The 18,743-nt window shown below is 30.4% G+C and carries 17 protein-coding genes; 3 read left to right on the top strand and 14 right to left on the bottom strand.

What is annotated here, in order from left to right; translation table 11 throughout:
• Window positions 1–27 precede the first annotated feature (27 nt).
• From H574_RS0113090 to H574_RS0113070, 5 genes are read right to left on the bottom strand one after another with little or no spacing between them, the layout of a single operon-like run.
• On the bottom strand, window positions 28–804 hold the full coding sequence (locus tag H574_RS0113090) for an RMD1 family protein (RefSeq protein WP_027881014.1): 777 nt from the start codon (window positions 802–804) through the stop codon (window positions 28–30).
• A gap of 2 nt (window positions 805–806) precedes the next feature.
• Window positions 807–1,130, bottom strand: a complete 324-nt coding sequence (locus tag H574_RS0113085) for a hypothetical protein (protein ID WP_027881013.1) — start codon at window positions 1,128–1,130, stop codon at window positions 807–809.
• A 57-nt stretch (window positions 1,131–1,187) separates the two neighbouring features.
• Window positions 1,188–2,162 carry a deoxyhypusine synthase family protein gene (locus H574_RS0113080; RefSeq protein ID WP_027881012.1) on the bottom strand — a complete coding sequence of 325 codons (975 nt, stop codon included), beginning with the start codon at window positions 2,160–2,162 and terminating at the stop codon, window positions 1,188–1,190.
• Window positions 2,152–3,087: an agmatinase gene (speB, locus tag H574_RS0113075; protein ID WP_027881011.1), complete on the bottom strand. Its 936-nt coding sequence runs from the start codon at window positions 3,085–3,087 to the stop codon at window positions 2,152–2,154. Before speB ends, H574_RS0113080 begins: the two co-directional genes overlap by 11 nt.
• Window positions 3,077–4,474, bottom strand: a complete 1,398-nt coding sequence (locus H574_RS0113070; protein ID WP_027881010.1) for an arginine decarboxylase — start codon at window positions 4,472–4,474, stop codon at window positions 3,077–3,079. Before H574_RS0113070 ends, speB begins: the two co-directional genes overlap by 11 nt.
• 396 nt (window positions 4,475–4,870) lie before the next feature.
• Here H574_RS0113070 and H574_RS0113065 point away from each other — a divergent pair, with 396 nt between their 5' ends.
• Window positions 4,871–5,743 (top strand): sterol desaturase family protein, encoded by an 873-nt coding sequence (locus H574_RS0113065; RefSeq protein ID WP_027881009.1) that lies wholly within the window; start codon window positions 4,871–4,873, stop codon window positions 5,741–5,743.
• Between the two features lie 31 nt (window positions 5,744–5,774).
• Here the strand turns inward: H574_RS0113065 and H574_RS0113060 are convergent, their stop codons facing one another.
• From H574_RS0113060 to H574_RS0113045, 4 genes are read right to left on the bottom strand one after another with little or no spacing between them, the layout of a single operon-like run.
• Complete coding sequence (locus tag H574_RS0113060) at window positions 5,775–6,617, bottom strand: pseudouridine synthase (RefSeq protein WP_027881008.1); 843 nt, start codon at window positions 6,615–6,617, stop codon at window positions 5,775–5,777.
• A gap of 33 nt (window positions 6,618–6,650) precedes the next feature.
• Window positions 6,651–7,556 carry a geranylgeranylglycerol-phosphate geranylgeranyltransferase gene (locus H574_RS0113055; protein WP_027881007.1) on the bottom strand — a complete coding sequence of 302 codons (906 nt, stop codon included), beginning with the start codon at window positions 7,554–7,556 and terminating at the stop codon, window positions 6,651–6,653.
• Window positions 7,557–7,588: 32 nt separating this feature from the next.
• Window positions 7,589–8,518, bottom strand: coding sequence for a mevalonate kinase family protein (locus H574_RS0113050; protein ID WP_027881006.1), 930 nt, complete (start codon window positions 8,516–8,518; stop codon window positions 7,589–7,591).
• Window positions 8,519–8,546: 28 nt separating this feature from the next.
• Entirely contained in the window at window positions 8,547–9,626 is a 1,080-nt protein-coding gene (locus H574_RS0113045; RefSeq protein ID WP_027881005.1) for a diphosphomevalonate decarboxylase, read from the bottom strand.
• A gap of 201 nt (window positions 9,627–9,827) precedes the next feature.
• Between H574_RS0113045 and H574_RS14495 the strand changes: the two genes are divergently transcribed.
• Entirely contained in the window at window positions 9,828–10,388 is a 561-nt protein-coding gene (locus H574_RS14495; protein WP_051169897.1) for a TetR/AcrR family transcriptional regulator, read from the top strand.
• Here the strand turns inward: H574_RS14495 and H574_RS0113035 are convergent.
• Genes H574_RS0113035 through H574_RS0113025 form a run of 3 tightly spaced genes read right to left on the bottom strand, consistent with a single transcriptional unit; the run spans window position 10,385 to window position 12,812 of the window.
• Window positions 10,385–10,921: a DUF1697 domain-containing protein gene (locus H574_RS0113035; protein ID WP_027881004.1), complete on the bottom strand. Its 537-nt coding sequence runs from the start codon at window positions 10,919–10,921 to the stop codon at window positions 10,385–10,387. The genes H574_RS14495 and H574_RS0113035 overlap by 4 nt on opposite strands.
• A gap of 2 nt (window positions 10,922–10,923) precedes the next feature.
• A complete protein-coding gene (locus tag H574_RS0113030; protein ID WP_027881003.1) occupies window positions 10,924–12,129 on the bottom strand; it encodes a BaiN/RdsA family NAD(P)/FAD-dependent oxidoreductase in 1,206 nt (401 codons plus the stop codon).
• The gene (locus H574_RS0113025) at window positions 12,126–12,812 is read right to left on the bottom strand and encodes a glycerophosphodiester phosphodiesterase (RefSeq protein ID WP_027881002.1); all 687 of its coding nucleotides are present in this window, start codon (window positions 12,810–12,812) and stop codon (window positions 12,126–12,128) included. The genes H574_RS0113030 and H574_RS0113025 overlap by 4 nt, the downstream gene beginning before the upstream one ends.
• Before the next feature lie 85 nt (window positions 12,813–12,897).
• Between H574_RS0113025 and H574_RS0113020 the strand changes: the two genes are divergently transcribed.
• Complete coding sequence (locus H574_RS0113020; RefSeq protein WP_027881001.1) at window positions 12,898–13,704, top strand: hypothetical protein; 807 nt, start codon at window positions 12,898–12,900, stop codon at window positions 13,702–13,704.
• On the opposite strand, the gene H574_RS0113015 is transcribed toward H574_RS0113020, so the two are convergent.
• Together H574_RS0113015 and H574_RS0113010 are read right to left on the bottom strand one after the other, a co-directional pair.
• Entirely contained in the window at window positions 13,693–14,967 is a 1,275-nt protein-coding gene (locus H574_RS0113015) for a DUF2254 domain-containing protein (RefSeq protein ID WP_027881000.1), read from the bottom strand. The two genes, H574_RS0113020 and H574_RS0113015, sit on opposite strands and share 12 nt — an antisense overlap.
• 9 nt (window positions 14,968–14,976) lie before the next feature.
• Window positions 14,977–18,687 carry a metallophosphoesterase gene (locus tag H574_RS0113010; protein ID WP_027880999.1) on the bottom strand — a complete coding sequence of 1,237 codons (3,711 nt, stop codon included), beginning with the start codon at window positions 18,685–18,687 and terminating at the stop codon, window positions 14,977–14,979.
• Between the last annotated feature and the right edge of the window lie 56 nt (window positions 18,688–18,743).

Raw genomic sequence — 18,743 nt, 5'->3', positions numbered from 1 at the left:
GTGTACGCTTTGTAAAATCTTATAAGGTTACCAAAATTTGGCTATAAAAAGATCGAATACTTCTATTACGATTAATATGATTATGATCCACTCTAAAGTACTACTTTCTCTATGGTCCATTATATCTTTAAAAAGCTCTAGGTTTTCTTTTATAATTTCGATTCTTTCATGTATTAATCGATAACGTGCATGCAGGTCAAAAGACTGTTTTAAATCTGTATTTAATTTATTTAATTGCTCGTTTTCCCACGTTATTTCTGGCGAATCAAAAATATATAAGTTTTCAGAAATCTTGTTTTTAATATTTAACGTCTTGCCTATGAAGCGTTTTAGCTTATGTCCTGAAATGTCTAGTTTTCCTTTTTTTTCTAGATATAATGTATGTTGATGTGTTTGCTCAAGTAGTTCTTCTGTAATTTCAGAATATCTGTCTAATGCTACACTTTGCGATGCGTATAACATTACCAATCTTATCATTTCTTGATCAAGAGTTGGTAATTCTATGTGATTAAACTGGACTTTTAATGTTTTTGGCTTAATTAAAACCTCTGTTGCTTCAGACAGTTTTTCGAAGAAATAATTATTGGTATGCGGTTTTAAAGTATTTAATACTTCTGTTATTTGACTATCAGACATATTAAAAAAACTAACCATACCATATTGAAAAACATACACAAATGCATGTTGATCAATTTCGTAAAATAGCTCGTCACTATCTTGAAACAGCAATTGCCAAGACAATTGCTGTTTACAAGCTTTAATGTTTATACTACTAGCTATTTGATAAGCTACAACTTTATACATTGTTAAAAATCTTCGTCCTGCTCTTCGCTAGGCTCTATATCTGGATCTTGTACTGCTTCTGGATCATCACTATCAAAATCTTCGTAATCATCTTCGTCATAATTTTCCATAGTTTGTACTAACTTGGTACTTACTTTTACTAAATATTTAGTGTCTTCTGTTGTTACTTCTACAGCTTCTACTAATTCATTTTTAGCATTTCTAAATTCGATAATATGATCCTCGTCATATCCATCAGGATACTTATCTACTAAAAGCTTTAAGATTTCTGGTGTTAATTTTTTAAAGTCTACGATAACACGTTTTAGGTTGTCAGGCTTTTTCATGGAATAATTTTACTTTTTCGGGTATGTATTTTTATATTTTAAAGTTATAGGAAATTTTTACCAATCCAAAAGGTATGCAAAGATTAACGGCGCTACTATTGTAGCGTCACTTTCTACAATAAACTTTGGTGTATTAATATCTAGTTTTCCCCAAGTAATTTTTTCGTTTGGTACTGCTCCAGAATAAGAACCATAACTAGTTGTAGAATCGCTTATTTGACAGAAATAACTCCAAAATGGCGTATCTGTTCGCTCCATATCTTGATATAGCATTGGCACAACACAAATAGGAAAATCTCCTGCAATACCACCACCAATTTGAAAGAAACCAATTCCGTTTTGAGAATTTTCTGTATACCAATCTGCTAAAAAGGTCATATACTCTATACCAGATTTTATTGTACTTGCTTTAAGCTCTCCTTTTAATACGTAGCTTGCAAAAATATTACCCATAGTACTATCTTCCCAACCAGGAACAACTATTGGTAAATTTTTCTCTGCTGCTGCATACATCCAAGAGTCTTTTAAATCTATTTCGTAATACTCTTCTAACACACCAGAAAGTAACATTTTGTACATATATTCATGCGGAAAATAACGCTCTCCATTTGCTTCTGCATCTTTCCATATTTTATAAATATGCTGTTGCAGTCTTCTAAATGCTTCTTCTTCTGGTATACAAGTATCTGTTACTCGGTTTAATCCTTTTTCTAATAAATCCCACTCGTCTTGCGGTGTTAAATCACGATAATTAGGTACACGTTTGTAATGAGAATGTGCTACAAGATTCATAATATCTTCTTCAAGGTTTGCACCTGTACAGCTTATTATTTGAACCTTGTCTTGACGGATCATCTCTGCAAAGCTTTTACCTAATTCGGCAGTACTCATTGCACCAGCAAGAGATACTAACATTTTTGCACCGTTGTTTAATTGCGCTTCGTATCCTTTTGCTGCATCTACAAGAGCTGCAGAGTTAAAGTGTAAATAATGATGTTGTATAAATTGAGAAATTGGTCCTTTAGTACTCATCGTCTTCGTTGTATTTTGTGCTGTTATTTTTTTGTTTGTTTTCGTAATTATTATCGTATTCGTCGTCTATATTTTCATCTAAAAACTTATAGCTTAACATTTTATAATATAGTTTAGCTGCTAAAAAGTCTGAAGATTTTTCATCTTTATTTGGACAAAGCTCTACGATATCAAATCCTACTACATTTTTTTCTTCAAATATTTGTCTTAAAAAATCTAGGGTTTCGTACCATAATAATCCACCTGGTTCTGGCGTACCTGTACTTGGCATAATTGAAGGATCAAACACATCTAAATCTATTGTAATAAATACGTTATCTGTCATTTGGTCAATTGCACTATCCATCCATGTGCTATCTTCTACCATTTCATGAGCGAAGTAAGTTTTATCTTCATCCATTACGGTTTTTTCGATAGCATCCATAGATCTAATCCCTACTTGAATTAGATTTGTTGTTTGGCTTGCTTCGTAAACCGCACAAGCATGATTACATTTAGATCCTTCGTATTCTTTACGTAAATCTGCATGCGCGTCTAATTGTAACACTGTTAAGTTTGGATACATCTCGTTAAACGCACGAATTGTCCCAATAGATATCGAGTGCTCACCACCAAAAATAGTTACAAACTTATTTTTTTTAATATATCTTTTTGTTGCTTGATGCACAGCATCTACCATTGCTTCTGGACTACTGTTCTCTGTTACAGCGTCTGCCAAAAACACACCTTGCTGATACACTTCTGTATCAGTTTCTATATCGTATAATTCCATGTTTTCAGAAGCATCTAAAAAGGCTTGCGGACCTTTATCTGCTCCTTTTTGCCAAGTACTTGTACCGTCATAAGGCACAGGTATTAACACTACTTTTGCTTTTTCTAATTTTGCGAATTCTTCTGGAATTCCTGCATACGTTTTAGTTTGCATAACCTAAAATTTTAAGTAAGTCTTCACTTTTTTGTTGTTCTGAAAATAATTGTGTTTTGATGTTTCCATCATCATCTTTATCTATTAAGATATGTTTTGGGCTTGGTATTAAACAGTGTTGTAATCCTCCAAAACCTCCTATGGTTTCTTGGTAAGCGCCTGTATTAAAAAAGCCTATATATAATGGTTTATCTACGTTATATTTTGGTAGATATATAGCATTCATATGCTGCTCGCTATTGTAATAATCGTCACTATCACATGTTAATCCGCCTAACAATACACGCTCGTAACTATCTTGCCAACGGTTAATAGGCAACATAATAAATCTTTTATTAATTGCCCACGTGTCTGGCAATGTTGTTATGAAAGACGAATTTATCATATTCCATTTTTCGCGATCATTTTGTTGTTTTTGATACAACACTTGATAGATTGCTCCTCCGCTTTCACCTACGGTAAAACTTCCAAATTCTGTAAAAATATTTGGCACATCTACACCTTCTAAATCACAAATGGTTTGTATTTGATTTAAAATTTCATCTATCATATACTCGTAATCAAACTCAAAAGCTAACGAGTTTTTTATAGGAAATCCACCTCCAATATTTAAACTATCTAATGTTGGACATATCTTTTTTAAGCTAACATAAACACGTAAACATTTGATTAACTCGTTCCAGTAATATGCATTATCCCTTATACCTGTATTTATAAAAAAGTGAAGCATTTTAAGCTCTACTTTTGGATTATCTTTAATCTGGTTTTTATAAAATGGTACAATATTTTTGTAACCTATACCTAAACGAGAGGTATAAAACTCAAATTTTGGCTCTTCTTCTGATGCAATTCTAATACCTACTTTAAAGTTATCATTAATTTCTTCTGATAGTAGATTAATTTCTTCATAATTATCAATTATAGGGATACAATTATGATGACCATTATTAATTAATCTAGCAATGTTAGTTACATACTGCTCACGTTTAAAACCATTGCTAATAACAAAGGTATCATTAGTAATTTTTCCTTCTTTTTTAAGATTTTCGACAATATCTATATCAAATGCAGAAGATGTTTCTATATGAATATCGTTTTTTAAAGCTTCATTTAAAACATGTTTAAAGTGAGAGCTTTTTGTACAATAACAATAGTTGTATTTACCTTTATAATTATGCTTATCTATCGCGTTAGCAAACCACTGCTTTGCGCGTTGGATATTATTAGAAATTTGAGGTAGATAAGTAAATTTTAATGGCGCACCATATTCCTCAATCAACTTCATTAAATCTACGTCATGAAATTGTAATGTTTTATTTTTTAAATCAAACTCTTCTTGAGGAAAATCAAAAGTTTGACTTATTAAATCTATGTATTTAGTTTTCATTATTATTTTTTATAAATTTTCTAAAAAGTTACCAAAACAGTATAAATTTACTGTTAAAAAAATAATAAGAATTATATCAAATTTGGATTTTTAAGTCATAAGTTGGCACAAAGCCAAGCTGATGCTGACTAGCATAAATTGAAGTAAATGCGGAAGTTAGCTTTAAAATTCGGTCACTTAATCTGTAAGCTGCTTTTGAATATGACTTCCTAATTTTCAAAAGCCCGAACATAGAAACAGTTTTCAAAATGTTCAGCTAAATGCGTGACAAATGTAATTTTTTTTTTGACACGCAAAACTTTTTTTTGTTTTTTTTCAATTGTAACAAAAATCACAAAAAACACCTGTAAGATTTAGTATTTTGCACGACTAAAATTCAAGTTTCATAATTTATAAATGGAAAAATATTTAGACGCTTTTATTAACTCTTTTTTAGGAACGGTTAATTGGACTTATAAATCTATAATTTTTGAAGTCCCTTGGTATACAAATTATTTTTGGGGACTAATCTTTATATCTTTATTTGTTTGGGGATTAGAGATTGTTTTCCCATGGAGAAAAAACCAAGCTATTATTAGAAAAGACTTTTGGTTAGATGCTTTCTATATGTTTTTTAACTTTTTTGTTTTTTCTATAGTTATAAGTGGCTTTTATAAAATTATTAGTTTGTTTTTTGCAGAATTTAATATAACTACTCAAAGCTTAGCATTAATAAATATTTCTAATTGGTCGCCTTGGTTACAACTACTTGTTTTCTTTTTGATCTTAGATTTTGTACAATGGTTTACACACGTGCTACTTCATCGTTATGAAGTCTTATGGAATTTCCATAAAGTACATCATAGCGTTAAAGAAATGGGTTTTGCTGCACATTTACGCTACCATTGGATGGAAAACGTTTTATACAAACCTTTAAAGGTTTTTGGCGTTATGATTCTTGGTGGTTTTGAACCTGAACAAGCTTATATCGTTCATTTTATTGCAATTACTATTGGTCACCTAAATCATTCTAACATAAAGCTAACCTATGGTCCTTTAAAATATATTTTTAATAATCCTGTAATGCATCTTTATCATCATGCTTACACTATACCAGAAGGTAGACATGGTATTAACTACGGAATTAGCTTAAGCTTATGGGATTATATATTTAAAACTAATTTTGTACCAGAAGATAGTGGTACCATTGAAATTGGTTTTGAAGGTGACGACCAATTTCCTAAAGATTTTATTGGTCAAAACACCTACGGATTTAAGAAAGAAAAATAAAAAAAGCCAACTGTAAAAGTTGGCTTTTTTGTTATAACATTTTTAATGTATTTACTTCTTGCTCTGTTAAGATCTTCCAATTACCACGAGGAATATCTTTTTTGGTTAGATGTGCAATTGCTACACAGTCAATTTTTACAATATCGTATTTTAAATGATCAAAAATGGTTCTTAAAATTGTATTACCTGTATTTTTAATTTTAATACCTATTTCTTTTTTAGGAGAACCATCAATATAACTAACCTCTTCTACTGTAATTAATTTATCGTCTACTTTAAATCCTTCTTGAATTTTCTTTAAATCTTCAAGTTTAAGGTTTTTATCCAATTCTACATGAAATAATCTTGATACGCCATTTTTAGAATTTGTAAACTTTTTTACAATCTTTTCATCGTTTGTAAATAATAATAATCCTGTTGAGTTTCGTCCTAAACGACCAATTGGCTTAATTCTAGAGCTTGTTGCATTTGCAACCAAATCCATAACAGTACGACCTTTATCTGTACTAGTTGTTGTTGCAAAACCCTTTGGTTTATTTAATAAAACATATGCCTTTTTTTCTGGACTTACTCTTGCTCCATCATAACGCACTTCGTCATCTAACTTTACTTTGTAACCCATTTCGGTAACGATATTACCATTTACAGTTACCAGACCCATTGCTATATGTTGATCGGCCTCACGACGAGAACATATACCTGCGTTAGCTATGTATTTATTTAATCTGATTAAGTCAGAATCTGAAGACGCCTGTTTAGAAACCTTTTTAGGTTTTACTGGCGCGTTACCTCTTGCATAAGTTTTGCTTTTAGAGTTTCCTCTGCCTCTTCCAGAGTTTTTTCTCTTATCATTTGCACCTTGATGTCTACTCATAATTTATTTTTTTGCAAAGCTACAACGAATTTTTCACAAAATACGCTCTATAACTACATTATAGTCTATTAAAACAATACTTAAAACACCTGCCAATAAAATGAATTTCAAGATATTGTGCAACCACAAGTAATGGGTCTTTGTTTTAGATTTCCAGAGCAGAAATAAATAGACTATCAATAAGATTTCACAGATGTAGAAATAAAAATTCATCTTACCAATATTATACTGTGTAATTAAAAAATATGAAGGTATTAATGTAAGCGCAACCAAAACACTAATCATTTTTTTTGAAGTAGCCTCTCCATAAACTATCGGAATTGTTCTGTAGTTAAGCGTTAAATCTCCTTTAATATTTTCTAAGTCTTTGGTAAGTTCTCTTATTGAAAGTATTAAGAACAAAAATGATGCATGCATTAATATTACATTATCAAAATTTTTGTAATACACAAAAATGACAAAAAAGGGCGTTATTGTTAAAATAGCTGACACTAAATTGCCTACTATTGGCATTTTTTTTAGTTTATGAGAATAAAACCAGATCCCAAATATATAAACAGAAAAGAATAAGACTGGTTTAAAAGACACATAACTAGCCATAACTATTGCTGAAAAATTTAGCACAAAATATAAGGACAGTTTTGTATTTTGACTAACCAACCTATCTAACATAGATTTATTTGGTCTATTGATTAAGTCTTTTTCAGAATCGTAAAAATTATTGATAATATATCCACCAGCAATAACAGCAGCAGATGCTAAAACTAACATTAATAAATTTAAATCTAAGAGAACAGATTTTGCTGATTTATCATGTGCAAAAATAAAAATGGACGCTAAGTATTGCGCTACAATTATTACTAAAATATTATAACCTCTTACCACAGAAAACATGCTGAAAAATTTAAGCAACACATGTTTTTGTTTTCTGGACAGCATATAATTAAAGTAAATTATGCTTATGATAATTTTTAGAAGTTATAAACCACTTCTAATTTATAATCTTTTAAAGCTTCTTCTGCTTTTTTAAAATCTGGAGCAAATCCTAAAATATAACCGCCACCTCCAGAACCGCATAGTTTTAAATAGTAGTCATTGGTTTCTAAACCTTTTTTCCAAAGCTCATGGAATTGTGCAGGAATCATTGGTTTAAAATGATTAAAAACGACTTTAGATAATTGCTTTGTATTTTTAAACAGAGATTTAATATCTCCTTTTAAAAAGTCTTCTACACAAGCATCCGTATGTTTTATAAATTGGTCTTTAAGCATGTTTCTAAAACCTTCTTGTTTCATGTTTTCCATAAAAATAGAAACCATTGGTGCAGTTTCACCTACAACACCAGAATCTAATAAAAACACAGCACCTTTACCATCTGTACTTTGAGTTGGTATGCCCGTTGCTTCAATATTTTCTTTAGAGTTTATAAGAATTGGCAAGCTTAAGTAGCTATTTAATGGGTCTAATCCTGAAGATTTTCCGTGAAAGAAAGATTCCATCTCAGAAAAAATAGCTTTCAACTTTAATAGCTTATCTCTTGTTAAATTTTCTAAAACAGTAATTTTTTCATCTGCATATTTATCATAGATAGCAGCCACTAAAGCGCCACTACTTCCTACTCCATAACCTTGAGGTATTGAAGAGTCAAAAAACATACCTTGCGCTATATCTTGATTTAGTGCATCAATATCAAAAGTCACTAAATCTTTATTAATATTGGATAAATAGTCAGCAAAACGTTTCAAACTTTCGTTAGATGCTTTAGCTTCTTTAGACAAGTTATTATCTTTTTTTAACGCTCCGTTGTAGAAGTTGTATGGTATCGATAATCCTTTAGAATCTTTGATGATACCGTACTCACCAAAAAGTAAAATTTTAGAATAAAATAAGGGACCTTTCATAAGCTATTAATGCAATGGTTATATAAATTTACTGCTTTTTAGCACCAAAACCAATTTTATCGCAAATATAATGACCGTTTTGGCAATACGCAACTAACTCTGTGTTAATGAATTTTAATATTTTTTCTTCTTCTTTTGATGGATACAAAACATGAACGTTTGCTCCTGCATCTAATGTAAAACAAATTGGCAAACCTGTTTCTTTTCTAAATTGCCAAATTTTATTAATGATTTGAAGTGTGTTGGGTTTCATCAATATAAAGTAAGGCAAACTTGTCATCATCATTGCGTGTAATGTAAGTGCTTCACTTTCTACTAACTCTATAAATGCGTTTAAATCTCCTGACGCTAAAATAGATTTTAGTTTAGAGATATTTTCTTCTGCTTGAATAAATCTATTTTTTGCAAATGGATGTCCATGCATTAAATTATGACCAACAGTACTGCTTACTTGTTTCTCGCCTTTATCTACAAGTAAAATTGTGTCGTTAAAATTGCTAAAATTATCATGTACTTTATACGGATATTTAACACCAAAAAGATCGCTGCTTTCTTCAATTTCTGGATGATTACCCCAAACTACAATTGGTCCTTCAATACTCCTGCTGGCACTGCCAGAACCTAATCTTGCTAAAAATGACGCTTTTTTATTAAAGTAATCTTGTGTCATTTGTGGATTATGTAATTTTTCGACATCCATTAAACATAAAGCTAAAGCACTCATCCCAGAAGCTGAGGAAGCGATACCCGAACTATGAGGAAACGTATTTTTTGTATTTATAACAAAATGATAGTGTTTTAAAAATGGCAAATAACCTTCTACACGCTTGAAAAATGTAGCTATTTTAGATTTAAATTCTGGTTTAGCTTGATCGTCCAAAAGAACATCAAATGAAAATTCTTCTGTTAAATTTTTCTTAACAAATGTTAATTCTGTAATTGTTTTACACTGGTTTAAAGTGAAACTTATTGATGTATTTTCTGGAATTTGATGCTCTTTTTTTCCCCAATATTTGATTAAAGCAATATTGCTAGGAGATTCCCAAATCACGCTTCCTTCCTTAAGTTTACTAACATCTAATGAAAAACAAAACTGATCTATCAACATTTATTATTTATTTTTTGACAAAGATAGTTTTTATTATTCTATAATTTTAGTAGTTTTACAATGAATAGGCATTCAATTTAATTAATTGATTTATTTATTCACTTTGTGTAAATTTAAATGTTTAATTAACTAACTTAAGGTGGAAGTACTCCCAAAATTAACCAAAAACTTCTTTCACCTTATCAAATTTTTTGTATCCAAATGGATAAAAGACAACGAATAATTTTTACCATGCTAGAATTGGTGGTAAAACAAGGTGTTTATGCTACACCTATGTCACAAGTAGCAAAAGAGGCTAATGTTGCAGTTGGTACTATTTACCACTATTTTGACAACAAACAAGAAATCTTAGAGGAAATTTACAAAATGATTAACCAAGATTATGGTGTTGTTTTGATGGCTAATTTACCTGATACTGATTTTAAAACTCAATTTGAAGCAATTTGCTTAAATCTTTTTAACTATTACATTGGCAACCCATTAGCTTTTAAGTTTATGGAGTTTGTTGCTGTACCACCGTTAATGCCAAAAGAATTAGTTGAAGCTGTTAGAGAATACACAGCTGGATTAAGAGATTTTTTTCAAAAAGGAATTGATGAAGACCATCTTAGAAACGATGTAGAGTTAAGATTATTAATGCAAACAGCTTCTGGTTGTATTACATCTGCTGTAAAGCTTAAAGAAATGGGTGCAATAGAATTATCAGAAAAAGAAATTAAGCAAGTTACAGAAATGGCTTGGGATTGTGTTAGAAAACACTAGTCATCCTTACTAATTTCTAAAACTTTATTTATGGTTTTGTAATTACGTGCAGTAGCAATAACATTGAGCTTTTTTTCAAAAAAAGTATTATTACATTTTGCTCTTCCGTATCCAGCATTACAATAAAAATAAACAACTTTACTTGTTACAAAAAACTCTTCATTTGGATAACTTATTGATTGTATTTGATCAATACTTTTTTCTGATGGAGAGTTTTTTAATATAAAAAAATAACTCTCTTGCGTTTTCTCTTGTATAAATGGTGAGTTATCTAAAATAGCCTGTACTTCTTTGGGTTGTTTTACAATTACTTGTATGTTATAGTTGTATTTATTTTTAATTGCAGTAGTTATTTGTTTTTCTACAACTGTTTTATCTTTTATTTCTGTCTTAAAAATCACATTACCGCTTTGGATATATGTTTTAACATCCTTTAATCCTAAATTATTTAACAAATCTCTAAGATCATTCATTAATATTTTATGATGTCCACCAACATTAATACCTTTTAAAAAGGCTAAATATGTTTTCATATTTAAAAAAGGTTTTTAGATAATATATAGGCGCCTGTCCATGCGTTTTGAAAATTAAATCCGCCAGTAATTGCGTCTACATTAATGACTTCTCCCGCAAAATATAAGTTTTCAAAAAGCTTACTTTGGTAGTTTTTAAAGTTTACTTCTTTTAGGTCTATTCCGCCAGCTGTTACAAACTCTTCTTTAAAAGTACTTTTACCTTTTACATTAAATATTGCTTTTGTTAACTGATTTGACAATTGCTCTAATTGATATTTATTTATATCTGCCCATCTTGCTTCAGCGCTTATTTGTGCAGCTAAAACTAATTGATTCCATAAACGTTTTGGCAAATCAAACATTGCGTGATTAACAACAACCTTTTTGGCAAGATCTATTTTTATTTGTTTTAATGTTGATAAAGCATCGTCGTAATCTTGGTTAATAAAATTAATTTCAATTTGAAAATTATATTGCTTTTTAGCTAATTCTACAGCACCAAAAGCTGATAATTTTAGTATAGCAGGAGCACTCATTCCCCAATGTGTAATCAACAACGGTCCATTAGTCTCAAGATTAGTCCCTAACACTTTTACAGTTACATTTTGAGCCACAACACCTGGTATTTCTTTTATTCTAGAATCGTTAATATTAAACGTAAATAATGAAGGAACTGGTTGTACGATATTATGTCCAAGCTTATTTAATTCTGTCCAAATCTTAGTACTACTACCTGTTGCTATTATTAATTTTTCGCAAGAATATAAGTCTGTTTTGGTATTGACTTGCCAATATTCATCTTTATTAAAATTTGTTACAACTTGTTGTTTAATAACCTCAACACCAAGTTTTTTTGCTTCGTAAAGAAAGCAATCTATGATAGTTTGAGAACTGTTAGATTCTGGAAAAATACGCCCATCTTCTTCTATTTTTAGTGGTACGCCTTTTTTTTCGAACCATTCCATAGTGTCTCCTGTCATAAATGTATGAAAAGGTCCTAGTAATTCTTTTTCTCCTCTTGGGTAGTTTTTTACTAATTCTTGAGGAATAAACTCTGCATGCGTTACATTACAACGTCCACCACCAGAGACTTTTACTTTAGACAGTACTTCTTTACTTTTTTCTAAAATAGCTACAGTTACGTCTGGATATTGTTCTGCTATGTTAATAGCCGCAAAAAAACCTGCTGCGCCACCACCAACTATTATTACATCAAAATACCTCATATTCTATCTGGGTAATCACTTATTATAGCATCAACACCGTAAGACTTTATACGCTCAATAGACTCGTAATCATTAACAGTCCATGCATTTACTTTAAAACCTTCGTTTTGAGCCTCTTTTACGTTATTTTTACTTAAAAGTGCAAAATTAGGATGAATTGCAACTGCTTCTATTGTTTTTGCAAAACGTATAGAGGCATTTACACTTGCTTTGGTTAATACACCTAAAGGCATTTTTTTATCAAAATTATAAACAGCTTCTAACTCTTTTCTTTGAAAACTACTTATTAAAATATCATTGTAAGTCCAAGTTCCTTTATCAAAATATTGATGTAGCAACTTTACTGTTGGTAGCGCTGTTTTTTCTCCTTTTAACTCGATATTAAGTAAACATTTTGCTTTTATCAAGTCCAAAACTTCAGTTAACATTGGGATTTTATACTTACCATCTACCAATAAGTTTTGTAACTGACTAAGAGTTTGTTTTCCGATTTCGCCAGTACCATTAGTCATTCTATCTAAAGTAAAATCATGAAACACCACTAACTCTCCAGACGCACATAGATGCACATCTATTTCAATTCCGTCTACATTTAAATCTAATGCTTTTTGTATTGAAGGTAATGTGTTTTCTGATATGTAACCCTTTACGCCTCTGTGTCCCACTTTTAAGGTACTTTTCATTAATTTATAATTTTTTTATGAGTCTATTTTTTAATATAAATACAACAATACTTATATTCTATTCTCATTTAACAATTTACAATTTATGATTTTTAAGTTAAAACCTGCTGTCTTTTTAATATTACTTTTTATGTCTTGTCAAAGCGGAAAACTTACTGTTGTTGGGTCCATTGATAGCGATTTAAAAGAAGCATCTGCTGCAGAAATAGTTAACCACACAAATATTGTTTGGACTATTGAAGATGCTGGTAACAAAAACAATGTGTATGGTATGGACTACAAAGGAAATATTGTTAGAGATATAGATGTAAGCAACGTTAAAAATGAAGACTGGGAAGATCTTACTAGTGATGACGACGGAAATCTATATATCGGTGATTTTGGAAACAACAACAGAAAAAGGGATCATTTTTTTATTTATAAAATTGAAGATATAAATTCGGTAAAAGATAAAGCTACAGCAGATACTATTCATTTTACCTTACCAAAAAATGTAAAATCTGAAGATTTTGAGGCTTTCTTTTTGTTAAATAACAACTTTTACATTTTTACTAAAGAAACCAAAAATTTTAAAGTTTTAAAAGTTCCGAATACGCTAGGCACACATGTAGCAAAACTTGTAACGGAATATAATTTAGAAGGAAAGCACAACAAAATAACATCTGCAGATATTAGTGATGATGGAAAAACTGTTGTATTACTTAACCATGATAAATTATGGAAATTAACAGACTTTGAAGACGACAACTTTTTTGAAGGAAAGGTTGAAGCTGTAGATTTTAAACACGACTCTCAAAAAGAAGGTATTTGCTTTAAAGATAACAATACAGTAATTATAACAGATGAAGATTCTGGTAAAGAGGATAATAATATTTATGTATTAAAACTTTAAGAAAGCCGTTTCTAATTTTGATAAATCAGTTTCGTTTTTAATAACTTGCTTCGCATCTTTATACAAAGAATTAGCTTCTTTTTTTATAGCTTTAGAATACACTTCATTTTTTGAGTTAAGATATACGTATTCTAACATAGAAAATAATTTTAAAACAATAACTATATCGTGCTTAGAGTAAGTTCTTATAGGTGTTATTACAGAATATAAAAGCGACTTAAAGCTTACCGAATTAATCTTTACACAACCCATATCGTCTTGAGATAAAATAATTTGATCCTTTTTACTAAGTCTAATATTAAATAATTGTGTTAAGTAATCTATACATATTAGCGCTGTTCCTGGATCGTTAATTCCTGGCGACATAGATTTTACAGCTATTTCTGTCATTTGTTTAAAAGCTAAAACATAATTTTCTTCAATACGCTGGCTACTAGAAAAGTTAAACAAAGAATAAACTTTTTTTAATTCTTCTTCATTTAGCTTTTTATTGCATTTAAAAAGAATCTCATCTTCTAAAACAAAATTACCTTTAATAGGTAATACTTCAAATTTACAATTATGCGCTTTTGCAAAATCTAACAAAACACCTAAGACAATATCTTGCAAATAGCCTGAAGTTTTAGTATTGTAACAATTCCATTGTTCTGAATCTGGGAAATTAAGATTATCAGTTTCCTCAGAATCTATAAGTTTTTCTAGTCTACTTTTAGCTTTTTTATATATGTTTAAAATAATATTATTTACTTGAATTTCTTCAGAAATTGAATGAATAAAATATATAAAAGCACCTAAACAAACAGTCATAAATCCAATTGCTAATAACACCGAAAATCCTGGAAGCTGAAATTTTTCTTGGTTAGGTTCTATTTGTACCAAAGTAAAAATACAGTACAGCAAAGTAGCATTATAAATACCTAATATTTTTTGATGTCGCTTATTAGAAATTAAACCTGGTAATACTCTTGGAGAAAAATTACTTGAAGCCTGATTAAGTAACACCATTACCATAGAAAAGCTAAATACCATTATAGATATTAACCCAGCAATAAATGTTGTTAAAATATTTAGCGCAGTGTCTGTGCTATTAATAATTAGTTGCGGAATATTTTTATATAAATACTCTGATACCCCTAAATTTTCTGCACCATAAGTTAAAAATGAAATAGCGAGACCAATAACACTATAAAATGTTGGATAAAAGGCTATTTTACCTTCTAATTTATAGATGTATTTTATTAAGCTTAATAAGTAGTTTTTCATTTAAATTGATTAAAAACTTAAACCAAACCCAAAGGAAAATCTCCAGCCTTCCACACTATTAAAGAAGTTAAAGGTACCTGCTATTGTCTCGGCAGCAGCAATTGTAAATCCGCCTCCAAAGTCATTATGCCACTTATCGGATTCGTCATTTTTAAGCCATACACGACCAACGTCTCCTCCAGCAAAAAGACCTATTTGCAATGGTAACGTTTTTGTTTTAAAAGAACCTAATCTATAATGTACATCTGCGCTTCCGGCTAAACTATGTTGTCCTGTAAAACGTTGTAATCTAAACCCTCTTAAGCCTGTTTGCCCACCAAGATTAGCTGCTTGATAAAACACTAAATCGTCTCCAAAACGTATTTGTGTTCTTACATCTGTTTTAAGCACTAATTTTCTGTTTGTTGTTAAGGCATTATAAAACCCTAAATTACTGTCTATAAAACCGTATGTATATTTACTGTTGTCAATTTCTGTTTTTGCTCCTGCAGAGATATTAAACGTCATACCTCTTGTTGGGGTAATTTTACTATCAAAACTTTCATATTTAAAATCACCTTGTGCACCAGCAAAATATCTTCTTCCATAAAATTCTTCTGAAGCGTTTTGTGGTTGTAAAACCTCAATGTATCTATCTGGTGTTTCTTCTACTTCTATAGCTTCTGCAAGTATACTTACCCCATAGTCACTACCAAAATTACCTCGTTTTGATAAACCAAAACTTGCCGCATAAGTACTTGTTTTTACACGGTTGTAATCTAAACCTAAATCATCATCAAGGTTTACTGTTTCATTTCCATATCCAAAAAAGTTGTTAGTAAAATTCTCACTAGTTACTTTACCTGTAATGTGCAAATTCCATTCGTTAGTAAAGTTTGCAAAATCTCCTCTATAATCTAAACTAAAACCACTTGTTGCAAAGTAATATCCAGCTTTAAATTTATGTCTTTGCGTGTAAGGATTTCTGCTAAAACCTTTAACCGTGTACGTATCTTGAAGACCTAATAAAATACCATCATCCGGATTATAACCTATACTTGGCGCTAATATATTTGACTTTACAATATTACGTTGAAAGTCGAAAAGGTTATTATTGTAGATATCTGTTAAGCTTATTTTTGCACCTTTATTTTCAACAATTTCATTTGGCTTAGTTTTGTGATCGTAGACATGAACGCGTCTACCATTTTTTATAATGTACTTATCGTTATTTTGTCCACCAATAATACGTGTAAAAATTAGATTATTGGCTTTTCCTTTTACTTCAATGATATCATCATCATCAAGCGCATAAATCCATAGCTCTTTTGTTATCGATTTATCAAAAACTCTATCTACGATAACGTCTGCTTTTTCTCCGTCTTTATTTCTCCAAATGGTTACTTTTGTTTTATTATCTGCAATACGGTTAATTTCTATAAAATCATCTTTATCGGTTCCTGTTAAGATGACCAATTCATTTAAATATTTATAGTAACGTTCTGCTATATCTTTAAGGTTATCTCTTCTACCTTTTAAAAACTTTTTAATTTCAGCTAAAGATTCGTTTTTTGATGCTTCTGGTAATTTTGAAAAGGCTTTTTCTATAACTTGATCTGTTACATTTTCTTGAATAAATTTAGCTTGTTTTAACCAAACGTCTTTATCTGATTGTTGTATTAAAACCTTATCTAATTTAACGCCAGCACTGTTCATCCATTTTACATCTTTTAACTTATCGTCGTAAACCTGTAGTTGCTTAGATGCGCCAGACAGAAAACGCGTTACATCAAGTATTGCTCCGTCAAAATTAGAAAACACTTGATCCCTATCTCTTGGTATTGGTTTAAATAGCTTGTCTCCATTAGGTTGATCAAATTGCGCCCATCTCCATTGGTCTTGATGTCTATCCCAATCACCAATTAACATATCAAACAACCTTGCTCTTACATAAGAGTTTTCGTCAATTTTATATTTTTCGTCATCTCTTATTTTCTCTATAATATCATGTGTGCTTTCTATATCATCTGCATATCCAAAATTACGTTCGTTTGTGTAATTTTCTTCTGGACGCTCTTCAATCATATATAATTCGCCTCCATAATTTTTATTATAATCTCCAAGATATTTATGTTTTGGTATATAATATAATTTTGGATTTGTATGATATACATCTGCTGCATCTGCCAAGTCTGGTACTGCTAAAAATGCATATGGATGTGCTGCTGTATAGAAATCTAAAATTAAATTTTCTACAGTTGTTTTATCAAAGTCATCTTCTAGATAATTATCTTTAAATAAAACTGTTTGCAAATATTGCGTTGCGCTTTTACGCAATGCACGCATATTTAATTCTCTTCCATCTTTGGTTTTTAATCTTATGGATCTTGTTTGATGTCCGCCACCTTCTCTTACTATTTCTAAACCTCCATAAAGTGTATCTAATGTTGCAACTGGCACATCTATTTTTGTACTATATAAATCACGATAACGCTCTCCAAAAAAGGCTTCATAAACACCAGATTTATCAGTTTCTTCTTTAGTGTAAACTGATGCTTTTATAGTTTGAGGGAAATTATCTGGTAAAGTCGAAACATCAAATTCTTGTTTGCGTTGTTCAAAAACTTGATGTGTAAATAATAATTTAGGATTTTCATTTTCTTCGCCGTAATAGCTAACCCAAGCTTCTCCGTCTTTATAAACCGTTAATGTTGCAAAACCTTGCTTACCGTAAGCAAACAAACCATTTCTACTTAATGCTGCACCAGATTCTTTTGCTCCAGAACCAGAAACAATTTGTTTAATACCATCGTTTTCTATGTATTGCAAGGTATGTTCATGTCCTGATGCAAAGACAATATTATCATACTCTAAAGCTAAGGTTTCTACACGACTCATTAACTCATTATACCTTTCGTTATAACGATCTTGAATAGATACACCACCTTGCGTTCTTACTTGTACTAAAAACGACGCTAGGATAGGAACAGGAATTTTGCTTTGCGTTGGGTATAAGTGCTTTGATTTTTCGTAAAATCCACCATGAGTACCGTTGGTATACATTGGATGGTGCATTGCAACAATAACACGTTTATTTTGAGCTTTTTTAAATTCGCCTTCTAGTTCTAAAAAGAAACGCTTTCTTGTTTTTATTTCACACTTGTCATTTATCGTAGGATTATCATTCCAATTCTCCAAATACCATTGTGTATCTATAATGATAAGCTTTGTGTTTTCCCCAACATCATAATCTTCTAACGGACAACCATTTTCTGGTTGAAAGGTGTTTTTACCCAATGCATCTTCTATAAATTTTTCTTGTCGTTTTACACCTTTTACTCCATCTGCATACCAATCATGATTACCAGGAATAAAAACCACATCTCCTTCAAAACCATCTAAACTATTAACTTGTGCTTGTAGGTTGTTTTTAGCTTCAGAATAGTCTTCATCATCCTCATCAGGTAAACCTGCAGGATATATATTATCTCCTAAAAATATTGCATAAGTATTTTTAGTATTTTTATTTTTAATAAAACTTTTAAAAGCTTTTAATCCTTTAGAATAGCCATTAATTGGCGACTTACCTGCATCTCCTATAAGATAAAAAGTCTTATCTATTGGTTTATCTGGAAGTTGTTGAATTTTATTATCTTCTTCTTTATATTGTGCTTTGTAAGAAGCACAACTAGCTATTAAAAATATAATAAAAAACGTTAGAATTATGTTATTTTTTGACATAAATAGTATTTACGGTTAATTTTTGGTTATTTTAGGTTAGTTTAAAAAAATTATAA

The sequence above is a fragment of the Mesoflavibacter zeaxanthinifaciens DSM 18436 genome, from assembly GCF_000422365.1.
GTDB classification, from domain to species: Bacteria; Bacteroidota; Bacteroidia; order Flavobacteriales; family Flavobacteriaceae; genus Mesoflavibacter; species Mesoflavibacter zeaxanthinifaciens.
This window is presented reverse-complemented; position numbering and strand designations above follow the sequence as displayed.